The 25,687-nt window shown below is 63.7% G+C and carries 16 protein-coding genes; 7 read left to right on the forward strand and 9 right to left on the reverse strand.

What is annotated here, in order from left to right; translation table 11 throughout:
* Window positions 1–12 precede the first annotated feature (12 nt).
* Together JQ628_RS06025 and JQ628_RS06030 are read right to left on the reverse strand one after the other, a co-directional pair.
* Window positions 13–1,389: an efflux RND transporter periplasmic adaptor subunit gene (locus tag JQ628_RS06025; protein WP_212220711.1), complete on the reverse strand. Its 1,377-nt coding sequence runs from the start codon at window positions 1,387–1,389 to the stop codon at window positions 13–15.
* A complete protein-coding gene (locus JQ628_RS06030; protein ID WP_433996108.1) occupies window positions 1,379–2,941 on the reverse strand; it encodes an efflux transporter outer membrane subunit in 1,563 nt (520 codons plus the stop codon). Before JQ628_RS06030 ends, JQ628_RS06025 begins: the two co-directional genes overlap by 11 nt.
* A gap of 664 nt (window positions 2,942–3,605) precedes the next feature.
* On the opposite strand from JQ628_RS06030, the gene JQ628_RS06035 reads away from it, so the two are divergent.
* Both JQ628_RS06035 and JQ628_RS06040 read left to right on the forward strand, forming a co-directional pair.
* Window positions 3,606–4,832, forward strand: a complete 1,227-nt coding sequence (locus JQ628_RS06035) for an SAM-dependent methyltransferase (protein ID WP_212220713.1) — start codon at window positions 3,606–3,608, stop codon at window positions 4,830–4,832.
* Between the two features lie 87 nt (window positions 4,833–4,919).
* Window positions 4,920–5,960 (forward strand): cysteine synthase A, encoded by a 1,041-nt coding sequence (locus tag JQ628_RS06040; RefSeq protein ID WP_212220715.1) that lies wholly within the window; start codon window positions 4,920–4,922, stop codon window positions 5,958–5,960.
* A gap of 138 nt (window positions 5,961–6,098) precedes the next feature.
* On the opposite strand, the gene JQ628_RS06045 is transcribed toward JQ628_RS06040, so the two are convergent.
* From JQ628_RS06045 to JQ628_RS06060, 4 genes are read right to left on the reverse strand one after another with little or no spacing between them, the layout of a single operon-like run.
* Entirely contained in the window at window positions 6,099–6,842 is a 744-nt protein-coding gene (locus JQ628_RS06045) for an amino acid ABC transporter ATP-binding protein (RefSeq protein ID WP_212220718.1), read from the reverse strand.
* Window positions 6,843–6,851: 9 nt separating this feature from the next.
* On the reverse strand, window positions 6,852–8,375 hold the full coding sequence (locus JQ628_RS06050) for an amino acid ABC transporter permease (RefSeq protein WP_212220721.1): 1,524 nt from the start codon (window positions 8,373–8,375) through the stop codon (window positions 6,852–6,854).
* Entirely contained in the window at window positions 8,375–9,577 is a 1,203-nt protein-coding gene (locus JQ628_RS06055; RefSeq protein ID WP_212220724.1) for an amino acid ABC transporter permease, read from the reverse strand. The genes JQ628_RS06050 and JQ628_RS06055 overlap by 1 nt, the downstream gene beginning before the upstream one ends.
* Before the next feature lie 23 nt (window positions 9,578–9,600).
* Window positions 9,601–10,617 (reverse strand): amino acid ABC transporter substrate-binding protein, encoded by a 1,017-nt coding sequence (locus JQ628_RS06060; protein ID WP_212220727.1) that lies wholly within the window; start codon window positions 10,615–10,617, stop codon window positions 9,601–9,603.
* Between the two features lie 324 nt (window positions 10,618–10,941).
* Here JQ628_RS06060 and metC point away from each other — a divergent pair, with 324 nt between their 5' ends.
* The 5 genes from metC to JQ628_RS06085 all read left to right on the forward strand — a co-directional run bounded on the left by metC (window position 10,942) and on the right by JQ628_RS06085 (window position 16,790).
* Entirely contained in the window at window positions 10,942–12,141 is a 1,200-nt protein-coding gene (gene metC, locus JQ628_RS06065) for a cystathionine beta-lyase (protein WP_212220730.1), read from the forward strand.
* 255 nt (window positions 12,142–12,396) lie between these two features.
* Window positions 12,397–13,197 (forward strand): Flp pilus assembly protein CpaB, encoded by an 801-nt coding sequence (gene cpaB / locus JQ628_RS06070; RefSeq protein WP_212220733.1) that lies wholly within the window; start codon window positions 12,397–12,399, stop codon window positions 13,195–13,197.
* Between the two features lie 17 nt (window positions 13,198–13,214).
* Window positions 13,215–14,732, forward strand: a complete 1,518-nt coding sequence (locus tag JQ628_RS06075; RefSeq protein WP_212220736.1) for a type II and III secretion system protein family protein — start codon at window positions 13,215–13,217, stop codon at window positions 14,730–14,732.
* A 40-nt stretch (window positions 14,733–14,772) separates the two neighbouring features.
* Window positions 14,773–15,513: a CpaD family pilus assembly protein gene (locus tag JQ628_RS06080; RefSeq protein WP_212220739.1), complete on the forward strand. Its 741-nt coding sequence runs from the start codon at window positions 14,773–14,775 to the stop codon at window positions 15,511–15,513.
* On the forward strand, window positions 15,513–16,790 hold the full coding sequence (locus JQ628_RS06085) for an AAA family ATPase (protein WP_212220742.1): 1,278 nt from the start codon (window positions 15,513–15,515) through the stop codon (window positions 16,788–16,790). The genes JQ628_RS06080 and JQ628_RS06085 overlap by 1 nt, the downstream gene beginning before the upstream one ends.
* Before the next feature lie 83 nt (window positions 16,791–16,873).
* Here the strand turns inward: JQ628_RS06085 and JQ628_RS34815 are convergent, their stop codons facing one another.
* From JQ628_RS34815 to JQ628_RS34820, 3 genes are all read right to left on the reverse strand, one after another.
* Window positions 16,874–19,237 carry an FG-GAP-like repeat-containing protein gene (locus JQ628_RS34815; protein WP_212220745.1) on the reverse strand — a complete coding sequence of 788 codons (2,364 nt, stop codon included), beginning with the start codon at window positions 19,235–19,237 and terminating at the stop codon, window positions 16,874–16,876.
* A 287-nt stretch (window positions 19,238–19,524) separates the two neighbouring features.
* Window positions 19,525–20,283, reverse strand: a complete 759-nt coding sequence (locus tag JQ628_RS06095; protein WP_249127504.1) for a tetratricopeptide repeat protein — start codon at window positions 20,281–20,283, stop codon at window positions 19,525–19,527.
* A 352-nt stretch (window positions 20,284–20,635) separates the two neighbouring features.
* A complete protein-coding gene (locus JQ628_RS34820) occupies window positions 20,636–25,234 on the reverse strand; it encodes a beta strand repeat-containing protein (protein ID WP_212220751.1) in 4,599 nt (1,532 codons plus the stop codon).
* Window positions 25,235–25,687 lie beyond the last annotated feature (453 nt).

Here is a 25,687-nt window from a genome sequence, read left to right on the forward strand (position 1 = left end):
GTTGTCACGCGTTTACTGTTTGGCAGTGCCGGACGACGGACTTGCCGGAGCCGGGCCGGTCTGCCCCTTCTGATCGCCCTCGCCGCGCCGGCCGCGATGCTCGCCCTCCCTGGCCGGACCGCCGCCCTTATCGGTGCCCTTGGCATCCGGACTGCGGCTGCGCTTGCGCGGCGCGAGATCGGCTGACGGCGCGGCGTCATCCTTGCCGATGAACACCTTCGCGCCGTCAGACAGGTTGGCAAACCCGGTCGTCACCACGCGATCGGAGGTCGAGATGCCGCTCGCGATGACGGCATCGTGCTCGTTCTGCTGCGTCACCACGATCGGCTTTGCCGTGGCGATGTCGCCCTCGCCAATGACGTAGCTGAACGTGCCGGCGGGTCCGCGCTGCACGGCCGATGTCGGAATGACGATCGATTTCGGCAGCGTCTCGACCTTGAGCCGCACGTTGACGAACTGCCCCGGCCAGAGCTGGAAATTGCTATTGGGGAATTCGGCCTTCAGCTTCAGCGTGCCGGTGGTGGGATCGACCTGGTTGTCGATGCCTCTCAGGATGCCGGTGTCGACCACGGTGACGCCGTCATTGCCGAACACGTCGACGGAGAGCGGGCCCTTGGCGGCGGCGGCGTTCACGCGCACGATCTGCTGCTGCGGCAGGCTGAACCACACCGCGATCGGCTGTAGCTGCGTCAGGATCACCAGGCCCGTCGTATCAGAGGCCTTGATGATATTGCCCTGGTCGACCTGGCGCAGGCCCGCGCGCCCCGTCAGCGGCGCGACGATCTTGGTGTAGCTAAGCGTCGCCGCCGCATTGTCGATCGCTGCCTGATCGGCCTTGATCAGCGCTTCCTGCTGCGCGACCAGCGCCTTTTGCGTGTCGGCCTGCTGCTTGGAGCCGGCATTGGACGCCGCAAGCTGCTGATAGCGCGCCAGATCGAGCTTCTGGTTGACCAGCATCGCTTCGTCCTGCGCCTTCTTCGCTACCGCCTGGTCGTATTGCGCCTGATAGATCGCCGGATCGATCTCGGCGAGCACATCGCCCTTCTTGACGTCCTGCCCCTCGACGAAATTGACCGCGAGCAGCTTGCCGTCGACCTGCGCGCGCACGGTGACCGTATTGAGCGCGCGCACCGAGCCGACGCCATCGAGATAAACCGGCACATCCTGCACGCGCGGCGTCGCCGCCAGCACCGGCACGGGAAGATCGCGCGGCGGACCGTTGCGGCCGGCGCCGCCCTGCTTCGGCTGATAGGCCAGCCAGCCGATGTAACCGAGCCCGCCGAGGATCAGCAGCAGGATGGTGAGCGACACCATTCGCCGCAGCACGCTGCGCACGACGCTTCTGCCGGCGGCTTTCGCGGTCTCGTTCAATTCCGGCTTAAAGAGCATCGACCGGCCTTTCCATCCTCGGCTCCCAGCCGCCCCCCAGCGCCTGATAAAGGCTGATGATCGCGAGCAGGCGCGCCAGTTGTGCCTGCACCAGCGCGTCCTCAGCCTGGAACAATGTCAGTTGTACGTTTAGCACGGTTACGATGTCGGCTGTTCCGGCCCGGAGCTGATCCCCGGCCAGTTGAAAGGCCCGGCGCGACGAGGCGACGACGTCGCGCTGTAGCCGCAGCCTGATGGTGGTTTCGCGAATCGACGTCAGGGCATTGTCGACGTCGGCAAAGGACTGCACCACCGTCTTGCGGTAGGTCTGGAGCAACTCGTCCTGTCTCGCCTTGGTAAACTCGAAATTGCCCAGAATCCGTCCGCCGTCGAAGATCGGCTGGGTCAGGCTGCCGACCATGCTGAAGAACGCCGCATGCGGCTGGAACAGCGACGACAGCGACGAACTCTGATAGCCGCCCTGCCCGGTGAGCTGGATGCTCGGGAAGAACTGCGCCCGCGCATTGCCGACATTGGCGGTAGCGGAAGCCAGTTGCGCCTCCTGCCGCCTGATGTCCGGACGCTGCGTCAGGATCTCGGACGGCAGCCCGGGCGTGACGCGCGGGATTGCAATCCGATCCAGCGTGCCGCCCGCGACACGGACACTCTCCGGCGGGCGCGACACCAGCGTTGCGAGCGCGTTGATGTTCTGGTCCAGCGTCTGCCGCAGCGGCGGCACCAGCGCGCGCTGGTTGGCGAGCACGCTCTCCTGCTGCGCCACATCCAGATCGGTGCCGGTGCCGGCGGAGAGCCGCTGCTTGATCGCATCGAGGATGCGGGTGGCGCTGGCGATGTTGCGCTGGGCGACCTTGAGGCGATCCTGCGAGGCCAGCACCTGGAAATAGGCGGTGGCGACGCTGGTCAGCGTGGTCAGTGCCACCACGTCGCGGTCGAAGCGGTTGGCGATCGCCGTCTCTTCCGCCGCCTGCGCGGCGTCGCGATTCTTGCCCCAGAAATCGAGCTCGTAGCTGGCGCTGAGCGAAGCCGAATAATTGACGACCTCGCGCCCGCCGATGGAGAGGCCGCTCTGGCTCGAGCCCGAGGTGCGCGAATAGCTCTCCGAACCGTTGAGCTGTAGTGCCGGCAGCAGCACGGCGCCGGCGATGCGCGCCTGTGCATCGGCCTGCTGGAAGCGCGCAGTGGCCGCTGCAATGTCGAGGTTGACGGTCTGTGCTTCCTCCATCAGATGCGTGAGCTCCAACGAGCGGAATCCGTGCCACCAGTCCAGCGTCGGCGGGGCATCGAGCGGATTCTTCTTGCCGGCCTGCTTGTAAGCCGGCGGGATATCCAGCGCAGGATCGGGCAGATCCTTGGTCAGCAGGCAGCCTGACGAACTCAGCGCAAGACAAAGCACGGCAAGCCATCCCGCCAGGCGCCCAGCCCTTCCTAAATCGGGCCTTCCTAGATCGCGTCCTGTCAAATTCAGCCCCGCGGCGCCCGTCCCCATGACGCTTTGGGTCACCCCCGCTCTCCCCGCCTCAGTAGCGTGCCCCGCAGCCGCACCGAATCGCATCCGGCCCGGGCGCGGACGATTTCTGAAGGGCATTTCTGCAAGGCGAACACGGTGATGCATCCGATGGAACCGGAACGCCATCCTACCCTTGCGATCCCGACGCGCCCAGTCCCGCAGACCTTGACGCGCGTTGCTGTTTGAGTGCCGGAAGGCGAAGCCGGATAGCTTACTTCTCCTTATTTTATGGGCACTTCTCGCGATTCGAGACAGTCTGAAAGGGAAAAGGATTACCAAGATTTCATGGGGATTTTCCCCGGTTTCGGAGGCACTCGCGGCGCAAGGCCCCGCCGCGCCGAATCTCGATGGCGCAAGCGAGAGCCACTGGAATGCGGATCGCGGTCATCGGAACGGGAATCGCCGACGATGCCTCAGGGACTCGTCATCAGTGCAGCCAAATTGATTTGCGGCCGCCGCGATAGAAGAACTCTTGCCCGCCTCTCCTTTGCCTTTTGTCGAGGCAACGATATGCCACCATCGTGCCGCGTCCTGATTCCGCAAATGCGAACGAAGCGCGCGACACCTTGTCGGTTCCCGACGGGAACAATTATGTTACGCTGGCGTTGCCTGCCCGCGCCAAGGCGCTCTGGTCCAGTGGGGGTCGGACTAGCCGATCTGTCACGGGGAAATTTGGACCGAAGGGCGAGGCCTGTGGATGGGATCGGCCATGCCCGAATTGATCGCGATCACTTCTGATACCGCAGACAAACTGCCGCCCGACCTGCCGCGCGTGGTCCGCCTGGCGCTCAGTTACGGCGCCAAACTTCAGCGCGGCACGCTGGACGTGACGCTGCCCGACGGCCGCACGGTTCGGCTTGGCGGCAACGGGCCGGGACCATCAGCCGCCATGAACGTCCATGATTTCGCCTTTGCCTCGCGCCTGCTGCGCGGCGGCGATATCGGCATTGCCGAAGCCTATCTGCGCGGCGAATGGGATACGCCCGACCTGACGCAGTTCCTGTATCTGTTCTGCGTCAACCAGGACTGGATGCAGAAGATGCTGGTCGGCAATCCGGTGATGCGCTCGGTCCAGATCGTCAGGCACTGGTTCAACCGCAACACCAGGCGGCAGGCCCGCCGCAACATCTATGCGCATTACGACATCGGCAACGCCTTCTACTCGGCATGGCTCGATCCGAGCATGACCTATTCGTCGGCGCTGTATGAAGATCACACGCCGGACCTGACCTCGGCGCAGAACAACAAGTATCGCCGGCTTGCCGAAGCGATCGATCTGCGCCCCGACCAGAAATTGCTGGAGATCGGCTGCGGCTGGGGCGGCTTTGCGGAGTTTGCCGCCAAGCAGGGCGCAAAGGTGGTAGGCCTCACCATCAGCCGGGAGCAGCGCGATTTTGCGCAAGCCCGCATCCAGCGGGCGGGACTTTCGGAAAAGGTCGAGATCCGCCTACAGGACTATCGCGACGAGCGCGGCCAGTATGACCGCATCGCCTCGATCGAGATGATCGAAGCGGTCGGCGAGCAGTTCTGGCCGAAATACTTCTCGCAGCTACGCGACCGCCTGCTGCCAGGCGGGCTCGCCGGCATCCAGGCCATCACCATCCAGGACAGCCTGTTCGCCGCCTACCGGCGCGAGGTCGACTTCATCCAGCGCTACGTTTTTCCCGGCGGCATGTTGCCCTCGCCGCAGGTGCTCAAAGCGCTCGGCGAAAAGTTCGGCGTGCCGGTCATCCGCGAGCGCATTTTCGGGGAAGATTATGCCAAGACGCTTTCGACCTGGCGCAGCAATTTCCGCGAGGCGTGGCCGAACCTGAAGCCGCTCGGCTTCGACGACCGCTTCAAGCGGCTGTGGGAATACTACCTCGCCTATTGCGAGGCCGGATTTCTGTCGGGGAATATCGACGTGCGTCAGGTGGTGTTCGCCAAATCCGGATGACACGCGCGCGTTCCCGTCGGCTTGTGCCCCGGGCGGCGGTCCTTTAGGGTCGCCCGCGCAGAGGAAACAACCGGCGATATCAAAGACATGACCATCAACAACGACGTCATCCAGGCGATCGGCAACACGCCCCTCATCAAGCTCAAGAAGGCCTCCGAGCTGACGGGCTGCACCATTCTGGGCAAGGCCGAATTCATGAATCCGGGCCAGTCGGTGAAAGACCGTGCCGGCAAATGGATGATCCTGGAAGCCGAGAAGCGCGGCGACCTCAAGCCGGGCGGCCTCGTCGTGGAATCGACCGCGGGCAATACCGGCATCGGGCTTGCCGTGGTGGCGAGCGCGCGCGGTTATCGCACGCTGATCCTCATTCCCAACACCCAGAGTCAGGAAAAGAAGGACATGCTGCGGTTGTGCGGCGCCGAGCTCGTGGAAGTGCCGATGCTGCCCTATTCCAATCCGAACAATTATCAGCATGTCGGCCGCCGGCTCGCCGATCAATTGCGCAAGACCGAGTCCAATGGCGTGTTGTTCGCCGACCAGTGGAACAACCTCGACAATGCGAAGGCACATTTCGAATCCACCGGTCCGGAAATCTGGGAGCAGACCGGCGGCAAGGTCGACGGCTTCATCTGCTCGGTCGGCACCGCCGGCACGATCGCCGGCACCACCGCGTTCCTGAAATCAAAGAACAAGAACATTGTGACGGCCTGCGCCGATCCGCCCGGCTTTGCCATGTACGAGCTGTTCAAGAACGGCGAGGCCAAGTCGACACCAGGCGACTCCATCACCGAAGGTATCGGACTTGGCCGCATCACGTCCGTCGTCAAGGAAGCCAGGGTCGATACCGCCTTCCTCATCCCCGATGAGGAATCGGTATCGGTGATCTATGACGTGTTGCAGCACGAAGGCCTCTGCCTCGGCGGCTCGACCGGCGTCAACATCGCGGGCGCGATCCGGCTGGCGAAGCAGCTCGGACCGGGCAAGACCATCGTCACCATCCTCGCCGATTCCGGCAATCGCTATCAGTCAAAACTGTTCAATCCGGAATTCATGCGCTCGAAGAATCTCCCCGTGCCGGAATGGATGGAGAAGCGCAGCAAGATCGAGCCGCCGTTCGAGAAGGTGTAATAGGCTAGACTTCGGCCTCGTGGTTCGAGACGCGCGGCGTTGCCGCGCTCCTCACCATGAGGGTCTAGCAATCCCACTCCGCTCTCGACCTCATCCTGAGGAGCACGCGTCAGCGTGCGTCTCGAAGGATGAAAGCCGCTAATGCCGCAAAATCTGACTGAGGAACAGCTTCGTCCGCGCGTGCTGCGGATTGGCGAAAAATTCCTGCGGCGTATTTGACTCGATCACCTGCCCCGCGTCCATGAACACGACGCGGTTGGCGACTTCCCGCGCAAATCCCATTTCGTGGGTCACGACCAGCATGGTCATGCCTTCCCTGGCAAGATCGACCATGGTGTCGAGCACTTCCTTGACCATTTCCGGGTCGAGCGCCGAGGTCGGCTCGTCGAACAGCATGACCTTCGGGCTCATGGTGAGCGCGCGGGCGATCGCGACGCGCTGCTGCTGTCCGCCCGACATCTGGCCGGGATATTTGTTGGCCTGATGCGGGATTTTCACCCGCTCCAGATATTTCATGGCGGTCGCTTCGGCATCCTTCTGCGGGATGTTGCGCACCCAGATCGGCGCCAGCGTGCAGTTCTCCAGCACGGTCAGATGCGGAAACAGGTTGAAACTCTGGAACACCATGCCGACTTCGCGCCGCACTTCATCGACGCGCTTCAGGTTCGGGCCGAGCTCGATGCCCTCGACGTTGATCTGGCCCTCCTGGAATTCCTCCAGCGCATTGATGCAGCGGATCAGCGTCGACTTGCCCGACCCCGACGGGCCGCAGATCACGATCCGCTCGCCCTTGGCGACCGCAAGGTTGATGTCGCGCAGCACGTGGAAATCGCCGTACCACTTGTTGAGGCCGCTGATGTTGACGATCGAATTCGCTGCCATGTTGTTCACTCAGTTGCGGCGATGCGCGTTCAGCCTGTTCTCGACGAACAGCGAGTAGCGCGACATGCCAAAGCAGAACACGAAGTAGATGATCCCGGTGAACGCAAAGCCCGTGAACAGCGTGGTGGGCGTCGACCACACCGGATCGGAGAACGAGGCGCGCAACTGGCCGAGCAGGTCGAACAGCGCGACGATCGAGACCAGCGAGGTATCCTTGAACAGGCTGATGAAGCTGTTGACGAGGCCGGGGATGACGTGACGCAGCGCCTGCGGCAAGACGACCAGGAACGTGGTCTTGGCCCAGGACAGGCCGAGCGCGTTCGCGGCCTCGCCCTGCCCGCGCGGGATCGCGGCAAGGCCGCCGCGGATGTTTTCGGCCTGGTAGGCGCCGGTAAACAGCGCGATGCCGATCAGGGCGCGCATCAGTCCGTCGATGGTAAATCCGGTCGGGACGAACAGCGGCAACATGTAGGTTGCGAAGAACAGCACCGTGATCAGCGGAACGCCGCGCCAGAATTCGATGAAGGCGATCGAAAAGATCCGGATCAGCGGAATGGTCGAGCGCCGCCCGAGCGCCAGCGCGATACCGACCGGCATCGAGGTGACGATGCCGACGACGGCGACCACCAGCGTCACCAGCAGGCCGCCCCACAGCCGCGTGTCGACGATGGGCAATCCGCCGCGGTCGAGGCCCATGATCGCGATGAGGAGGCCGATGCCGGCAAACACCGCGAGGCAATTGATCAGGGGTCGCCAGCCGGCGCGGAAGCCGCCGGTGAGCCAGAACAGCAGACCGACGACGATGATCGTGGTGAACGCGAGATCCGCCCATACCGGGCGGCCAAAACTCTGAATGAAGTCGCGCAGCCAGGTCAGCGGCAAGAGGATCCACGACACGAGCGTGGAAAGCAGCACGAGCAGCTTTCCGATCACCCACAGCAAGGGTCCGATCACCGCCGTGGCCTCACCTGACGCCACGAGCTTGCGCCCGCCATCGCCGATGCTGTCGTTGAATCCGGACAGAAGCCCGGCGGTCCAACTGACGCCCAAGCCCTTCAATCCCCCGCCATACAGCAGGAAGAACGCGACGACGGGAAACGCGAGGAAGAACAGGCCGGCGTTGAGGCTCTTGGCCGGCAGTCGCGGAATCAGCAGCGGCAGCAACAATATCGCGCCGAGGAAGAACACGATGTTGACCCGCCAGCGCTCCGGCTCCGGATAGAAGCCGTAGATGAACTGGCTGAATTTGGCCTGGATGAACGGCCAGCAGGCGCCGACCGTTTGCGAGGCATCCTTGGCAAGGCACGCGGTGCGGTCCTTGCCGGTCCAGACCGCATCGATCAGCATGAACCTGATGGCCGGGACGAGTAGGAACCACAGCAGCAGTGCGCTGACGATGGTGATCAGGATGTTGGTCGGCGAGTTGAACAGGCGCGTGCGCAGGAAGCCGATGAATCCGGTGGTCTTCACCGGCGCCGGGCGTTCCGGCACCAGTTCCTGGCGGACGAACGAAGATGGCAGCGCGTCGCTCATCACCCCATACTCCGGCTGATGCGCCAACCGTAGAAACTCATGATGGCGCTGGTGACCAGCGAAATCAGCAGATAGACGCCCATGGTAATGCCGATGATCTCGATGGCCTGCCCGGTCTGGCTCAGCGTCGTGCCCGCAAACACCGACACCAGATCGGGATAGCCGATCGCGACCGCCAGCGAGGAATTCTTGGTCAGGTTGAGATACTGGTTGGTGAGCGGCGGCAGGATCACGCGCAGCGCCTGCGGGATCACGATCAGTCGCAGCACCGAGCCGCGCTGGAGGCCGAGCGAGGAGCCCGCCTCCATCTGTCCCTTGTGAACGGAAAGGATACCGGCGCGCACGATCTCCGCGATGAAGGCGGCCGTATAGGTCGAAAGCGCCAGCGTCAGCGCGACGAATTCAGGGATGATGCGCGAGCCGCCGGCAAAATTGAAGCCGCGCAGCACCGGCACGTCGAACTTCACCGGTGCCCCGAAGATCAGCGCCGACAGCAGCGGCAGTCCAATCACAAGACCCAGCGCATACGGCCAGACCTTGATCATCTTGCCGTGCAGGAACAGTTGCCGGCGCGCGTAGCGCCACAGCGCAATGGCAACCACGATCGCAATCAGCAGCGCCGCGACGAACGGCTCAAAACCTGCCGTACCCACCGGCTTTGGAACCACCAGACCGCGGTTGGACAGGAATATGCTGTCGAGGATGGATATGCTCTGCCGCGGGTTGGGCAGCGCGGCGAGCACCGCCAGATACCAGAACAGGATCTGGAAAAGGACCGGCAGGTTGCGGATCAGTTCGACATAGCCGCCCGAAATGCGCGACAGCAGCCAGTTCGGCGACAGCCGGCCCAGCGCCACGAGGAAGCCGAGCACGGTGGCGAAGAAGATTCCGATCACCGAGACCAGCAGCGTGTTGAGCAAGCCAACCAGGAAGACGCGGGTATAGGGATCGGAGCCCGAATAGGGAATCAGGCTTTGGCTGACGTCAAAGCCGGCATTGTTGGCAAGAAAGCCAAAGCCCGCGGTGATCCGCTGCGCTTGCAGATTGGCGCGGGCATTGGCGACGATCTCATAGGCGATCCAGGCGAGCGCAGCGACGAACAGCAACTGGACGATAAAGCCGCTCCAGCCCGCGCTGCCGCCCAGCGCCCGTTGCAGTCTTGGAATGAACTGCGATGGCGGCTTTCGAGGTTCGATGGTCATCGCCGTGGCCCCCCGGCCAGCGATCAGCGGATCGGCGGCGAGTACTGGATACCACCCTTGTTCCAGAGCTGGTTCAGGCCGCGGGCGATGCCGAGCTTGGAGCCGGCGCCGACGTTGCGCTCAAAGGATTCGCCGTAATTGCCGACCGCCTTAACGATCCGCGACACCCAGTCCTTGGTGAGACCGAGCTGTTCGCCGAGATTGCCGTCGGTGCCGAACACGCGCTTCAGCTCGGGCTTGTCCGATTTGGCCATCTCGTCGACGTTCTTCTGGGTGATGCCGAGCTCTTCGGCGCTGACCATGGCGAACAGCGTCCACTTGACGACGTCGAACCACTGATCGTCGCCATGGCGGACCATCGGCCCGAGCGGCTCCTTGGAGATCACTTCCGGCAACACGACATGGTCGGCCGGGTTGGCGAGCTTCAAGCGCTCGGCATAGAGCTGCGAGACGTCGGAGGTGAACACGTCGCAGCGGCCGGATTCATAGGCCTTGACGGTTTCGTCGGCGGTCGCGAACGCGATCACCTCATACTTCATGTTGTTGCCCTTGAAGTAGTCGGCCAGGTTCTGCTCGGTGGTGGTGCCGGTCTGCACGCAGACCGAGGCGCTATTCAGTTCCAGCGCCGATTTCACCTGGAGCGACTTTTTCACCAGAAAGCCCTGCCCGTCGTAATAGGTCACGCCGGTGAAATTGGCGCCGAGCGAGGTATCGCGCGACAGCGTCCAGGTGGTGTTGCGCGACAGTACGTCGATTTCGCCCGATTGTAGCGCGGTGAAGCGGTCCTTGGCCGAGAGCGGCACGAACTTGATCTTGGACGGATCGTTGAAGACCGCGGCCGCGATCGCACGGCAGATGTCGACGTCCAGCCCGGTCCAGTTGCCCTTGTCGTCCGGCGAGGAGAAGCCAGGCAGGCCCTGGCTGACGCCGCAGGACAGCATGCCCCGGTCCTTGACCGTCTTGAGGGTTTGCGCGGAGGCGGCCTGGGCCGAGAGACCGGCGGCAACGGCAAGGGTGAGAACGAGGGATACGCGTTTCATGGCAAAGGCCTTTCAGGGGTCGTCCGGGAACATTGGCTCCGCGCCATGCATGTCGTGGGCCAACCCGATGATCCCTTGCCGGAAACGTCGTTGTAAAACGGCAGATAGACGTTCGCTACAGACAGGCAATTGACCGAAGGTCGCGGCAGGCCCCTCAACATGCTGCGACTGGAGTGTCGGGTTGCATCACAGAACGACTGGGGCTCCGGGTCAAGGGGTTGACGGCGCTCTTCGCTGTCCTGTTACTAGGAAAACCCGACCGGACCCGCAGCCCGGCGGACCTGATGCGTTGCGGCTGCGGCAAAAAGTCTTTGGTGCAAGCGCATGAACTCTTCAGGGGCGGACGATCGGTCGTCTCAGCAACAAGCCGAAACCCGACTGGTGACGGCGGGCCGCGATGCCAAGGCGCAAAAGGGATTTGTCAATCCGGCGGTGTTCCGCGGCTCCACCGTGCTCTATCCGTCCGCCGACGACCTGCATGCCCATCGCGCCGAATACACCTATGGCCGTCACGGCACCCCGACCACGCGGGCGCTACAGGATGTGCTGATGAAGCTGGAGGGCCCGCAATGCGCCGGCGTCGGCCTTGCGCCATCGGGCCTCGCCGCGATTTCGACCACGCTGCTCGCGGTGCTGAAGGCCGGCGACCATCTCTTGGTCTGCGACAACGTCTACCGGCCTTCGCGCAATTTCTGCAACGGCCTGCTCGCCCGTTATGGCGTCGAAACCAGCTATTATGACCCCCAGATCGGCGCCGGCATCGAAAAGCTGTTCAAGCCGAACACGCGCGCGGTGCTGGTCGAGGCGCCCGGCTCGCAATCCTTCGAGATGCCCGATATCCCCGCCATCGCGGCGGTGGCGCATGCGCGCGATGCGCTCGTCATCGACGACAACACCTGGGCGACGCCGCTCTACCACCGCTCGCTCGACCAGGGCGTCGACATCAGCATGCAGGCCGGCACCAAATATATCGGCGGCCATTCCGACATCATGTTCGGGACCATCTCGGCCAACGCAAAGGCCTGGCCGATCATTTCGGAAAACATCCGCCTGCTCGGCGTCTGCGCCGGACCTGACGACGTCTATCTCGCGCTGCGCGGCATGCGCACCCTGTCGGTGCGGCTGGCGCAGCATTACCGCTCAGGCCTTGAGATGGCGCGCTGGCTGGCGGCGCGGCCGGAAGTGGCTCGCGTGCTGCATCCGGCGCTGGAAAGCGATCCTGGCCACGCGATCTGGAAGCGGGATTTCACCGGCGCCTCCGGATTGTTCAGCATCGTGCTGAAGCCGGCGCCGCAGCAGGCGGTCGACGCCATGCTCGACACCTTGACGCTGTTCGGCATGGGCTATTCATGGGGCGGCTTCGAGAGCCTGGCCATCCCTTTCGACTGCGACGGCTACCGCACCGCCACCAAATGGTCGCCGGGCGGGCCGACCTTGCGCCTGCACATCGGCCTCGAGAATGTCGACGACCTCAAGGCCGATCTCGACCGCGGCTTTGCGGCGCTGAAGGCTGCGTCGAGCTAGAACCGCCCCCTTTACCGACGGTTAACCAGGCTCCGGTCGCGCAGAGGTTGCGCGGCCTTTGACGTCGCCGCCGGTGCAAACGCTCCGTGTTTATGCGGGTTTGTCTCGTTTCAATAACGGACTGTTCACCATGGCGACGATTCCCTGGAACCGGGATCGGGCCGCGCAATCTCCCTTATACTTTTACTGGCCTAGTCATGGTCGCGGGTGAGGCTCGAAAGGCCGCACCGTCCCGGCGTGTGAGTAGCGTAGCGTATGAAGACAGCCCGTATCGTCGTCCTTGCCATTGCTCTTGGTGCCGGCGGTATCGCGGCATATCTGGCGCGTGGCACCGACACATCGCAGCGCCCCGAGCCGCCGCCGGTCGTTCAACTGCCGACAACCGAAATCCTCGTCGCCAAATCGGACATTGGCCTCGGCCAGACCGTGAAGGCGGAAGATCTGCAATGGCAGACCTGGCCAGCCTCGACCGCCAGCAACAGTTTTATCCGCCGTGAAAACGGCAACGGCATGGAGAGCGTGATCGGCTCGATCGCGCGCTCGCCCTTCATCACGGGTGAACCGATCCGCGAGCAGAAGCTGGTCAAGGCCAACGGCTCCGGCTTCATGGCGGCAATCCTGCCGACCGGCATGCGCGCCATCTCGACGGAAATCTCGGCCGAAACCGGCGCCGGGGGCTTCATCCTGCCGAACGACCGCGTCGACGTGATCCTCTCCAAACGCGAGAAGAATCCCGACAAGGGCGGCGCCGACATCGTCAATTCGGAAATCCTGCTTTCCAACGTCCGCGTGCTCGCGATCGACCAGGCGCCGAAGGAAAAGGACGGCCAGAACGCCGTCGTCGGCAAGACCGTGACGCTCGAGCTGAAGCCCGAGCAGGCCGAGACGCTGGCCCGCGCGCGCCAGACCGGCACGCTACAGCTCGCGCTGCGCAGCATCGCCGACATCAACAAGACCGATGCCGACAATTCATCGGATCAGGAGTCCCCGAAGCGGGGCGAGAGCGTCAAGGTGGTTCGCTACGGCGTCCAAACCATCACGACGACACAGAAGTGATTTGAGGGGACGCGAGTATGAAGTGCGGTAACAATCGACTGACGGCTCGAACGGCCGTCCGTGCGCTGTCACTGGCGGCGGTCGCCGCGGTGGCGTTCCATCTGGTCCCCTCGCCCGTCACTGCGAACGAGCCGGAAGCCAGGGTCGACTCCAAAGCAGAAGCCAGAGCCGAATCGCGGCCGGAGCTGAAACCCGATCCCGCTCCGACCGGCGCGATCAATTCGGGATCGCTGAGGACGCGCTTCCTGTCGCTTGGCACCGGCAAGTCCGTGATCGTCGACCTGCCGCGCGAAGCCAAGGACGTGCTGGTCGCCAATCCCAAGGTCGCCAACGCCGTGATCCGTTCGGCGCAGCGCGCCTACATCATCGGCGGGGACGTCGGCCAGACCAACGTCGTGTTCTTCGACGGCGACGGCCAGCAGATCGCCTCCTACGACATCGCGGTGAAGCGCGACCTCAACGGCGTCCGGGCGGCGCTGCGCCAGAGCCTGCCCGGGATCAATATCGAAGGTGTCGGCGAAGGCGTGCTCTTGACCGGAACGGTCGGCAGCCCTGTCGAGGCCCAGCAGGCCGCCGACGTCGCCTCGCGGCTGGTCGGCAGCCCCGACAAGGTCATCAACTCCATCGTCGTGCGCGGCCGCGATCAGGTGATGCTCAAGGTCGCCGTTGCCGAAGTGCGGCGCGACATCGTCAAGCAGATGGGCGTCGATCTCAGCGCCAGCATGAACTACGGCACCGCCGTGGTGAACTTCAACAACTCCACCCCGTTCACCGCCCTCGGCCGTCCGCTGGTGCCCGACAACGGTTTCCAGGCGGGAGCGCTCCTCAAGGGCGTGCCGCAGGTCACCGCGACCTTGCGCGCGATGGAATCGGCCGGTGTCGTGCGGACGCTGGCCGAGCCCAACCTCACGGCCATCTCGGGCGAATCCGCCACTTTCATCGCCGGCGGCGAATTTCCGATTCCAGCCGGCTATTTCTGCGATCCCAGGACAGGCGTCTGTACGACGCAGATCCAGTACAAGAAGTTCGGCATCTCGCTCAACTTCACGCCGGTGGTGCTGACCGAAGGCCGGATCAGCCTGCGCGTCATGACCGAGGTTTCCGAGGTCTCCAACGACAATTCCATCACCTTGGTGCAGAACGGCTCGTCGCTGACGGTGCCCTCGATCCGGACCCGCCGCGCCGAAACCACGCTGGAAATCCCCTCGGGCGGTTCGATGGCGATGGCCGGCCTGATCCAGCAGCAGACCAAGCAGGCGATCAACGGCTTGCCCGGACTCGACCAGCTTCCCGTGCTTGGCGCGCTGTTCCGCAGCCAGGATTTCGTCAACAACGAGACCGAGCTGATGGTGCTGGTGACGCCCTATGTGGTGCGCGCGGTCGCGCAGAAGGAGCTGTCGCGCCCGGATGACAATTTCGCGCCGGCTTCCGATTCCCAATCCGTCCTGCTCGCCCGCATCAACCGGATCTACGGCATCGCGCGCTTCGAGCCGGGCACAGGTTACCAGGGTCAGCTTGGCTACATCATCGACTGAGGCGGGCGCTCGACTGACGCGGGGCATAGGGGACGACAGAATGACGGGCAAGACAGATCTCAACCGCCTCAAGACGCTGCGCAGCCTGACTGCGCTCGTCGCCCTTTCGGCGGCGCTCGGCGCGTGCACGGTCTATGGCGGCGAAGTCACCGCGAGCGTTCCGCCGACCGATTACCGGCAGCGTCATCCCATCGCGGTTCAGGAGGCCGATCGCTCGATTGTGGTGTTCGTCGGCACCGGACGCGGCGGACTGTCGCCGTCGCAGCGCGACGACGTCCGCGGCCTGGCGCGCACCTGGGTCAATGAAGGCACCGGCACGATCGTCGTCGACGTGCCCTCGAACACTCCGAATTCACGGGCGGCGGCATCGGCCTGGCGGGAAATCCGCTCGCATCTGGTGGCCGGCGGCGTGCCATCGCGCGCCATCACGATGCGCCACTATACCCCGGATGATCCCAGGCACTTTGCAGCCATCCGCCTGAGCTATCCGAAGATCACGGCGGTGGCCGGCCCCTGCGGGCTGTGGCCCGCCGATCTCGGTCCCAATATCGACAACCCCTTCTACAACGAGAACAAGCACTACCATAATTTCGGCTGCGCCTCGCAGCGCAACCTTGCGGCCATGGTCGCCAATCCGGCCGACCTCGAGCAACCGCGATCCGAAACGCCCGCCTACACGCCGCGGCGCGACGTCGCTTTCAGCCGTTACCGCAAGGGCGAGCCGACCACGACCACCTATCCTGAGCAAGACAAGGCCAAACTGAGCGACACAGGCAAGTGATGAGCCGCGACCCACAAGATCAAGAACAACAGCCGGACGCCCCGCCCTCCCACGGCGACGACTACATCGCGCCGGCGCCACGCATCTCGGCGCAGGCCTTCTGCGAGACGCAGGCGACCGCCGCCACCGTGCGGTCGGCGGCGGAAGACCGCCGCCTCACCAAGGCGCATCTGTCGGTGCACATGGGCGGCATCGCCGCCGCCATCGAGGCCTATCACAAGGCGCCGACGCCCAACGTCATCATCCTGGAAACCCAGGCGCAGACGGACATCCTGGCCGGGCTCGACGAGCTCGCCAGCGTCTGCGACCCCGGCACGCGCGTCATCGTGATCGGCAGCGCCAACGACCTTGCGCCCTACCGCGAGCTGGTGCGCCGCGGCGTCAACGATTATGTCATCGGGCCGGTTCAGGTCATCGACGTCGTGCGCTCGATTTGCAGCCTGTTCTCGGCCTCGGAGGCGGTCACCGTCGGCCGCATGATCGCGGTCATCGGCGCCAAGGGCGGCGTCGGCGCCTCCACGGTCGCGCACAATGTGGCCTGGGCCATCGCGCGCGACCTTGCGATGGACTCGGTCGTGATCGACCTCGACCTCGCCTTCGGCACCGCCGGCCTCGACTACAATCAGGACCCGCTACAGGGCATCGCCAATGCGGTATTCTCGCCCGAGAAACTCGACAGCTCCTACATGGAGCGCCTGCTTGCCAAATGCGGCGACAATCTCAGCCTGCTGGCGGCGCCCGCGGCGCTCGATCAGGTCTATGATTTCGGGGCCGACGCCTTCGATTCCATCTTCGATACGCTGCGCATGACCACGCCCTGCATCGTGCTCGACGTGCCGCACCAATGGACCGCCTGGACGCGGCGCGCGCTGGTCGGCGCGGACGACATCCTGATCGTCGCCGAGCCCGACCTTGCCAACATGCGCAACACCAAGAACATGATGAACATGCTGAAGTCGGCGCGGCCCAATGACCGCCCGCCGCAATACTGCCTCAACCAGATCGGGATGGCCAAGCGGCCGGAAATTGAGCTCAAGGCCTTTGCCAAGACGGTCGAGAGCCAGCCGATCGCCACCATCGCGTTCGACTCCAAGACGTTCGGCCACGCCGCCAACAATGGCCAGATGATCGCGGAAGTCGATGACAGCCATCGCGCGGCAAAAACCTTCCTGCAAATCGCCCGGCGCCTGACGGGACGCCCCGAGCCGAAGAAGGCGCGCGGCGCATTCCTGCAACCGATCCTCGGCAAGCTGCGCGGACAGCGCGGCGCGGCTTGAATTTCGAGGAAAGCGCTGCTTGTCGCGACCGCAAGCAGACATCCAACGTTGGAGAATGGATTTCCGCTCGGCGGTCAAACCGCTCAGGCGACAATGTGCCAATTGGCAGGTATCACGCCAAGTGAATAGCTATTGGTAATGGTGGCGTCGTTCATCGTCCAGATGGTGGTCGCGCCGTTGTCGTTACGCCACAGAAGGTCGGTCTTGCCATCGAAATTGTAGTCGCCGGTATCTTCAAGCTTCCAGCTGTTCGGCACCAGGCCCAATGAATTTGCGTGCAGGATATTCCCGGCGCCATTCATGTCCCAGATCTGGGTGAGCCCGGAATCGTTGCGCCACACCAGGTCGGTATTGTGATCGCCGTTGAAGTCGCCGGTGCCCACCAGCTTCCATGCCGCCGGCATCACGCCGAGCGACTGTGTGCCGATAATGGCGCCGTCATTCATGTTCCAGATCTGCACCGTGCCGTTGTCATGGCGCCAGATCATGTCCGGTCTGCCGTCACCGTTGAAGTCGCCGGTGTCCTGAAACTTCCATACTGCCGGGATCACACCGAGCCCGCGGGTGCTTTCGATGGTGTCGTCGCTGTTCATATTCCAGATTTGCGTGGTGCCGGCATCGTTCTGCCAGAGCAGATCCGTCGTGCCGTCGCCGTTGAAGTCGACGATCGTGCGCACGTGCCAGTTGGCGGGCACCACACCCAGCGACCGGGCGTTGATGATCGTGCCGGCCTGCATGTTCCAGATCTGCGTCACGCCGGTGCTGTCGTTGCGCCACAAGAGATCGCTGAAGCCGTCGGCGTTGAAGTCGCCGGTGCCTTCGACCCTCCAGTTGGCGGGCACCGATCCCCATGAGTCGCTGCCGAAATTGGTGCCGCCGTTCATGTACCAGACGACCGTGGCGCCGGCATCGTTGCGCCAGACGAGGTCGCTGAGGTTGTCGCCGTTGAAGTCGTTGACCGAACCGTCGAACGCCGAACTCGCGATCGTTTCGTTGTTCGCCAGGAATCCGAACTTTTCAACGGAGTCCACGAGATCGCTGCCATCGTCGTAAGCGCTGCTGGCGGCGCCGAGCCTGTCGGTGATCGTAAATTGCTTGAGCGTGGCATCATACGTGATGTGGTAGTCCGACGCTGTGCCACCAAAAAGGACGGTGTCGATCCCTGTACCGCCGGTCATCCGGTCGTTGCCGCCACCGCCCACGAGGAAATCGTCGCCCCCGGCGCCGTTCATCACGTCGTGCAAACTGTCGCCGTAGATCGTGTTGTTGGCGCTGTCTCCCAGCTGGTCTCGAACCAATTCCAGGACGCCATAGTGTATCGAGCTATCGCCTCCGCCATCGGCGGCCGAACTCGACCAGGCACTCACAAACACGCCGCTGTTGAGCGCGATCAGTTCCGGCTCGATCGCGCTGCCATCGAACCGGGTTTCTCCGGAAGTCACCGCCACCCCCGACCAATCATATACCTTCATCCAGCCGTCGGAAGCATTCGACCAGCCGACCACGATAAAACCGTTGTCGAGCTGCGTAAGGGTCGGATTGTTCTGATCGCCCGCCGTATATAGCTGGTTGACTTTTATGGGGCCGGCCCGCGGGCTCCCATCGCTGTTGTATATCTTGAGCGTAACGTCGGTGTCGGCGCCGCCGGCAGCCCAACCATTGTTGGTATAGGCGACGGCAAAGCCGCCGTCCTTGAGACCGATCACCTGAATATCGGTGAGCGTGGTCCCCGCACTGTCGATCAGGACGGAATTGACATCAACCGCCGTTCCGGATGCGCTATAGCGCTGGAAGCGGACCTGTTGATTGCCTGACGCGAGCGGGCCCTCCTGCCAGACGATCACAAAACCACCGCCCGCAAGACCGGCGACCGACGCAAAGTCCGTGCTCAGGTGGCTGGCGGTTTGAACGGCGATGGGACTGCCCACCGCGCCGCTGCCGTTCATGATCTGGGCGCGGATGTCATTGTCGCCGCCGGAGAAGACGCGGGTCCATACCACGACATAGTTGCCGTCGGTCAGCGCCGCGACGTCGGGCGAACGGTCGGCAGTGGTGGAGCCGCTCACAATGGCGAAGTCGGTTCCCGCGGGCGCTCCGTTGGCGGAAATCAGACGGGCGCGAATATCGCCGGTGCTATCGACGCTTTTGTCGGTGAAGACGAATACGGCGCTGCCGTCATTCAGGCGCGCGCCGGCCGGATCTATCTGCGCATTGGCCGTGGTCGTATTGAGGGGGAACTCGCTCGCGTGCGGCACCGTAGCCGTATCGAAAGTTCGCGCCCTGACATCGCCCGGCGCAATTCCGTCATTCCAGGCCGCCGCCCATCCGCCATTCCCAATGCCCGCGACAGCCACCGAGTTCTGGGCACCGCTCGTAATGACATTGTTGGCTATTTGCACCGTAGGTGAAGAAACGAAAGTAAAGTAATAGGTCTGGCTTACCGTCACGTCCTTCTCCTCTTGATCGGGATGTCTGGTCCGGCGCGTACAATGCAAAAGCCAAGCAATAGAGCGCGTTCAAAAAAGAAGAAATGATCTTGCGCCCTGGGGCGATCAATCCGCTTTACGCAGCGGAACTTTCAATTGCCGAAAGAGTATCGTGCGGCCAATCGATTGAAAAGCAAAAATCGACTTTGCAGGCTGCTTTTGGGCACGCATGTGGGCCCAGAATCGTTATGGGCGGCCACGCCGAGTTCGGGGTCTCTACTCGGTCAAGACCGTTTGGCTTACTCCGTCTACCTGGTGGCGGGAGCCGAAATCTTCCTGGCCTCAGCCCGCGCATCGTTGACATCGCCCTTGCGCGCCAGCAGCCGTTTCAAGTTGGCGACATTGGCGGATGCGTCCGCCGGCGGCAGGTCGGCCTTGGCGATGCTTTCGGCTTCCTCCGTCCGGCCCTGTAGGCCGACCACCATGGCGAGGTTGCCGCGGATGCGCTGATCGGAAGGAGCAAGACTATGCGCGCGGCGCAGCGTCTCTTCGGCCTTCGGCAGGTCCTTTGACAGCACATAGGACAGTCCGAGATTGGACAGCACCGTCGGCTCGTCCGGAGCGATCTTCAGCGCACTGGTGTAGTACTGCCGCGCCTCATCGTAGCGGCCGAGCTGATCGAGCGAGGCGCCCTGCACCGACAGAATGCGCCAGTCCGGATCTTCCGGGCTGTGGGCGCGCCCGAGCACGTCGAACGCCTGCTGGAAATTTCCGTTGTCGGCGAGCGCCCGGCCGTAACCGGCGAGCAGCGCCTGATTGGCGGGATTGGCGACCGCGGCCTGTTCGAGCACGGCGACGGCCTGCGCCTTCTGTCCGTTGAGGCGCAGCGCCTTGCCGTACTGCACCGCTGCATCGACGTCCTTTGGATTGGCGCGATGCCGCTCGCGCGCCGTCGCAAGGTCGATGCGCGGGCTGGCGGGTTTTTCGCCGATGGAGCCGATCGAGCCCGTGATATCAGACGGACCCGAGGTTTGGCAGCCACACAGCCCCAACGCCAGAATCGCCAACGATGCGGCGATTGCAAAAAGCCGTGTGAATCTAGGTTGTTGGGAGGACTTCTGGAACACGTACTTGACCTGTCGTCAGCGTTGTCCAGAAATGCTCACAGCTTAACCCTAAATTCGGGTTAAGCGAGCCGTCTTTGGGGCGGAAAAGCGGCCTGACCCGGCGTGTGATCGAGACGCACCGGCGGATGATCCCTCGCCCCCGGCGGCACAAGGTGCCCCGCCCGGCACCCAGCCAACTTCACTTAAAGCATGATGAGATCGAGGTGAAGCGGAGCCGGATCCAAAGTTCACATCTCCCTCTGGGAGAGGTGAACCGAGCGGATGGCGATCGATCCAACCAAACGCATCTGCATTACGCGATGATCTGCCAGTTGTTTGGGATCACGCCCAGCGACGTGGCCTGGGTGATGGCGCCGTCGTTCATCTGCCACATCTGGGTGACGCCGGAGTCGTTGCGCCAGACGATGTCGCTCATGTGGTCGCCGTTGTAATCGCCGACCGCGCCGACTTCCCATGTCGTCGGGATCACGCCGAGCGCACGGGTGCTGTCGATGGTGGCGTTATTCATGTTCCAGATCTGTGTGACACCGCTATCGTTGCGCCACAGGATGTCGCTCTTGCTGTCGCCGTTGAAATCGCCGACGCCCGCGACCTCCCAGTTGGTCGGGATCGAGCCGAGCGACGTGGCGCTCAGGATATTGCCGCCATCCATGTCCCATATCTGGGCAACGCCGGAATCGTTGCGCCACAACAGGTCGGTCTTGCCGTCGCCGTTGAAGTCGCCGGTGCCGGCGACCTTCCATGCCGCCGGGATCACCCCGAGGTTATGCGCGCCGACAATGGCGCCGTCGTTCATGTCCCACATCTGCACGGTGCCGTTGTCGTTGCGCCAGAGCATATCCGTGTTGCCGTCACCGTTGAAATCTCCGGTGCCGGCCAGTTGCCAGACAGACGGGATCACGCCGAGCGGGCGGGTGCTGGCGATGGTTGCGTTGTCCATGTTCCAGATTTGCGTGACGCCGGCATCGTTCCGCCAGATCAGATCGGTCTTCCCGTCGCCGTTGAAGTCGCCGGTGCCAACAACGTTCCAGTTGGTGGGTACCAGGCCGATCGAGGTTGCCGACTGAATGGCAGGACCATTCATGTCCCAGATCTGCCCGACGCCGGCATCGTTGCGCCAGAGGATGTCGCTCTTGCCGTCGCCGTTGAAGTCGTGGGGTGCGCGCGAGGTTGCGGGAAGGACGGCGATCGAAACACCGTCGGCATCGCTCTGCGGGCTGCCGGCACTGACTTCGTTGTCGTTGGTGGTGATCGTCAATGTATCAGCGCCGGTATAGTTCGACGAGGCGCGATAGCGCAGGCCTTCCAACGCCGCGTTGATGCTTGCGATCGAACCTGTGAATGTCATGGCCGCATCGGCCGTGCCGTCGCCCGCGGTGAAGGTGAGCCCTGTGAGCGATCCCAGCGTCAGCGCGCCATGCGCGACCGACAGCGTGACGGTCGGATTGCCGGAAGCACCGTCGGCGTCCGAGATCGACACCGCATTGCCGCCGGCCGCGTTGAATACCAGGTTGGTGTTCGCGGCCACCGACTGGGCGCCCGGTACGTCGTTGACCGGCGCCTGGTTGAGCGCGAACACCTGCGCTTTCACGGCGGAAAGGATGGTGTCGCCGCCCGCGCCGCCCACGCCTTGACTGTCGTCATCCCACGTCACCACGAAGCCGCCGTTCGACAGCGCCGTGATCTGGGCGGCGGACTGATTGTTTGCCGTGGCGGTGTTGACCAGGAATTCACTGCCGACCTTCGTGCCGGCAGCGGTGAACACCTGCGCCTTAACGGCGCTGCCGCTGCTGTCGCCACTCGCGCCGCCGCCGCCCGCGCTGAGATCAGTCCAGGTCAATATGAAGCCGCCATTCGAAAGCGCCGTGATCTGCTGGCCGGACTGGTCGTTAGCCGTCGCAGTGTTGACCAGGATTTCGCTGCCGACCTTCGTGCCACCGGCCGCGAATACTTGCGCCTTCACCGCCGTGCTGCTGCCATCGCCGACTGCGCCGTCCACGCCCAGGCTGTCATCTTGCCACGTCACTACGAAGCCGCCGTTCGACAGCGCCGTGATCTGCAGGACGTCCTGATCGCCAGCCGTCGCGGTGTTGACCAGGATTTCGCTGCCCACCTTCGTGCCGCCCGCCGCAAACACCTGAGCTTTCACGGCATAGCCGGAGATGTCGCCGCCCGCGCCGCCCACGCCTTGGCTGAAATCTTGCCACGTCACCACGAACCCGCCATTCGACAGCGCCGTGATCTGCGAGGTCGATTGGGTACTTGTTGTCGCACTGTTGACCAGTATCTCGCTGCCGACCTTCGTGCCGCCGGCCGCAAATATCTGCGCCTTCACGGCGTAATTGCTGCTGTCGCCACCCGCCCCGCCGACGCCTTGACTAAAATCATCCCACGTCACCACGAAGCCGCCGTTCGACAGCGCCGTGATCTGCGGGTTGATCTGAGCACTTGCCGTCGCGGTGTTGACCAGGATCTCGCTGCCGACCTTCGTGCCACCGGCCGCAAACACCTGCGCCTTCACGGCGTAGAGGTCGGTGTCGCCGCCTGCCCCGCCGACGCCCTGACTGAGATCATTCCATGTCACTACGAAGCCGCCGTCCGACAGCGCTGTGATCTGCTGAAAGTCCTGCCTGCCCGCTGTCGCGGTGTTGACCAGGATTTCGCTGCCCACCTTGGTGCCGCCGGCTGCGAACACCTGAGCCTTCACGGCCCAGGAACTGCTGTCGCCAGCCGCGCCGCCGACGCGATTGAGGTCGGCCCACGTTACCACGAAGCCGCCGTCCGACAGCGCGGTGATCTGAGCACCGGACTGATCGGTTACCGTTGCGGTGTTGACCAGGATTTCGCTCCCGACCTTCGTGCCGCCGGCTGTGAATACCTGCGCCCTCCCGGCGCTATTGCTGCTGTCGCCGCCCACGCCGCCGAGGTCAGTCCATGTCACCACGAAGCCGCCGTTCGACAGCGCCGTGATCTGTTGGCCGGTCTGATGGTTTGCGGTCGAGGTGTTAACGAGGATTTCGCTTCCGACCTTCGCATAGCCGTGGGGTACCGCTGCGCGGGCGTCGATCGCGACGACGTCGGTGTCGGATTCATCGCCGTCGGAGGTCGATATCGTCAGGGTATCATTGCCGCCAAAGCCGGGCGAAGCCTGGTAGGAAAGACCTGACAGGGCCGAATTGATCGCGGCCGGCGAGCCGGAAACGACGACGTGCCCGGTGCCGTTGCCGGACACGCTGGTGAGGCCGGCGGTCGAGCCGAGCGTCAGCGTACCATGGACGACGTCCAGCGTCGTCGTCAGCGCATCTCCCTCATTGTCGGAAACGGTGACGGCGGTATTGAGGCTAGCCGAGAACGTAACAGTGCCGTTGTCGCCTGCCGTCACGGCGGAGGGCGCGGCGTTGACGGGCGCCTCGTTGAGCGCAAAGACCTGCACCTTCACGGCCATGCCGCTGCTGTCGCCGCCCGCTCCGCCCACGCCCTGGCTGCTATCGTGCCATGTCACCGCGAAGCCGCCGTTCGACAGCGCCGTGACCTGCGGGATGCTCTGATCACTTGCCGTTGCGGTGTTCACCAGGATTTCGCTGCCGACCTTGGTGCCGCCGGCTGAGAATACCTGGGCCTTCACGGCCGTGCCGCCGCTGTCGCCGCCCGCTCCGCCGACGCCGTGACTGGAGTCTTCCCACGTTACCAAGAAGCCACCGTTCGAGAGCGCCGTGATCTGGGCGTTGGCCTGCTCGTTTGCTGTTGCGGTGTTGACCAGGATCTCGCTGCCGACCTTGGTGCCGTCGGCCGCGAACACCTGCGCTTTGACCGCGTAACCGCTGGAGTCGCCGCCCGCGCCGCCCACGCCTGCACTGGCGTCACGCCAGGTCACCACGAAGCCGCCGTTCGACAGCGCCGTGATCTGCGGGATGACCTGATCGCCCGCCGTTGCGGAATTGACCAGGCTTTCACCGCCGACCTTCGTACCGTTGGCAGCGAACACCTGCGCCCTCACGGCGTAGCCGCTATCTCCGCCCGCGCTCAAGTCCTGCCAAGTCACCACGAAGCCGCCGTTCGACAGCGACGTGATTTGCGCACCGGACTGATGGCTCGCCGTCGAAGTGTTGACCAGAATTTCGCTCCCGACCTTGGTGCCGCCGGCCGCAAACACCTGCGCCTTGACGGCGTAGCCGCTGGCGTCGCCGCCCGTGCCCCCCACGCCCTGGCTTAGATCACTCCAGGTCACCACGAAGCCACCATTCGACAGTGCCGTGATCTGCGGGTTATCCTGATCGCTTGCCGTCGCTGTGTTGACCAGGATTTCGCTGCCGACCTTCGTGCCGCCGGCCGCAAACACCTGCGCCTTGACGGCGCTGCTGGAGGTATCGCCACCCGTTCCACCCACCCCCATACTATAATCGGTCCAGGTCACCACGAAGCCGCCGTTCGATAGCGTCGTGATCGTGGGTAAGGACTGATCGCCCGTCGTGGCCGTGTTGACCAGGATTTCGCTGCCGACCTTCGAGCCGCTGACCGAAAATACCTGCGCCTTTACGGCGGTATTGCTGGTGTCGCCACCTGCGCCACCGACGCCTTCACTGAAGTCGGTCCACGTCACCACGAAACCGCCGTCCAACAGCGCCGTGATCTGCGGGACGATTTGGTCGGTTGACGTCGCTGTGTTGACCAGGATTTCGCTGCCGACCTTCGCGCCACTCGCCGCGAACATCTGCGCTTTCACGGCGGTAAGGCTGCTATCGCCGCCCGTGCCGCCGACGCCCTGACTTGGGTCAGTCCAGGTCACCACGAAGCTGCCATTCGCCAGTGCCGTGATCTGTGCGTAGGTCTGAGAACCCGCCGTCGCGGTATTGACCAGGATTTCGCTGCCGACCTTCGAAACGATTGTCACTGCATGTTCTCCCAATTGCCCGGCTGCCGCGCCGGGCCTCAAATCAGGTTCTTGTCGGATGACGGCGACTGTCGCGATGCAGCTTTGCGCCGGGCGGGCGCTGAGTAAAAGCGGCCGGAACAGCCACAGGGCGCGCATCGGCGCAGCCTTCGAAATGAACGCGGCTCAATTGACCCATCTTGAAAATTGATTGCGTTAAAAACCTTCTGGTCGACTTGCTCGAAAAAATAGGCAGCCGGAAAAATGTTGACATCACCCAAATGGGGCACGTCTCCCCCATAGCGGCAATTTACCCCAACCGCCTGCGCGCCCACTAAGCGATCCACGCCTCATGGGCTCCTCGTGTCGCTCTTCCTGCCGAACCTTCTGATGCCTGAGGGACCACAGAGCTGAAGCCGGGACGTATTTCCGATTCGCCCGCCTCGAAGGTTGCCGATGTCGTACCGCATCGGC

The sequence above is a fragment of the Bradyrhizobium lablabi genome, from assembly GCF_018129385.1.
Classification (GTDB): domain Bacteria; phylum Pseudomonadota; class Alphaproteobacteria; order Rhizobiales; family Xanthobacteraceae; genus Bradyrhizobium; species Bradyrhizobium lablabi_C.

Excerpts from the sequence above, each read along its gene's own strand:
- JQ628_RS06040 (WP_212220715.1), top strand. The coding sequence starts at position 4,920 with ATGACCATCAACAACGACGTCATCCAGGCGATCGGCAACACGCCCCTC.
- JQ628_RS06080 (WP_212220739.1), top strand. The coding sequence starts at position 14,773 with ATGACGGGCAAGACAGATCTCAACCGCCTCAAGACGCTGCGCAGCCTG.
- JQ628_RS06045 (WP_212220718.1), bottom strand. The coding sequence starts at position 6,842 with ATGGCAGCGAATTCGATCGTCAACATCAGCGGCCTCAACAAGTGGTAC.
- metC (WP_212220730.1), top strand. The coding sequence starts at position 10,942 with ATGAACTCTTCAGGGGCGGACGATCGGTCGTCTCAGCAACAAGCCGAA.
- cpaB (WP_212220733.1), top strand. The coding sequence starts at position 12,397 with ATGAAGACAGCCCGTATCGTCGTCCTTGCCATTGCTCTTGGTGCCGGC.
- JQ628_RS06060 (WP_212220727.1), bottom strand. The coding sequence starts at position 10,617 with ATGAAACGCGTATCCCTCGTTCTCACCCTTGCCGTTGCCGCCGGTCTC.
- JQ628_RS06030 (WP_433996108.1), bottom strand. The coding sequence starts at position 2,941 with ATGCGATTCGGTGCGGCTGCGGGGCACGCTACTGAGGCGGGGAGAGCG.
- JQ628_RS06035 (WP_212220713.1), top strand. The coding sequence starts at position 3,606 with ATGCCCGAATTGATCGCGATCACTTCTGATACCGCAGACAAACTGCCG.
- JQ628_RS06085 (WP_212220742.1), top strand. The coding sequence starts at position 15,513 with ATGAGCCGCGACCCACAAGATCAAGAACAACAGCCGGACGCCCCGCCC.
- JQ628_RS06055 (WP_212220724.1), bottom strand. The coding sequence starts at position 9,577 with ATGACCATCGAACCTCGAAAGCCGCCATCGCAGTTCATTCCAAGACTG.
- JQ628_RS06075 (WP_212220736.1), top strand. The coding sequence starts at position 13,215 with ATGAAGTGCGGTAACAATCGACTGACGGCTCGAACGGCCGTCCGTGCG.
- JQ628_RS06025 (WP_212220711.1), bottom strand. The coding sequence starts at position 1,389 with ATGCTCTTTAAGCCGGAATTGAACGAGACCGCGAAAGCCGCCGGCAGA.
- JQ628_RS06050 (WP_212220721.1), bottom strand. The coding sequence starts at position 8,375 with ATGAGCGACGCGCTGCCATCTTCGTTCGTCCGCCAGGAACTGGTGCCG.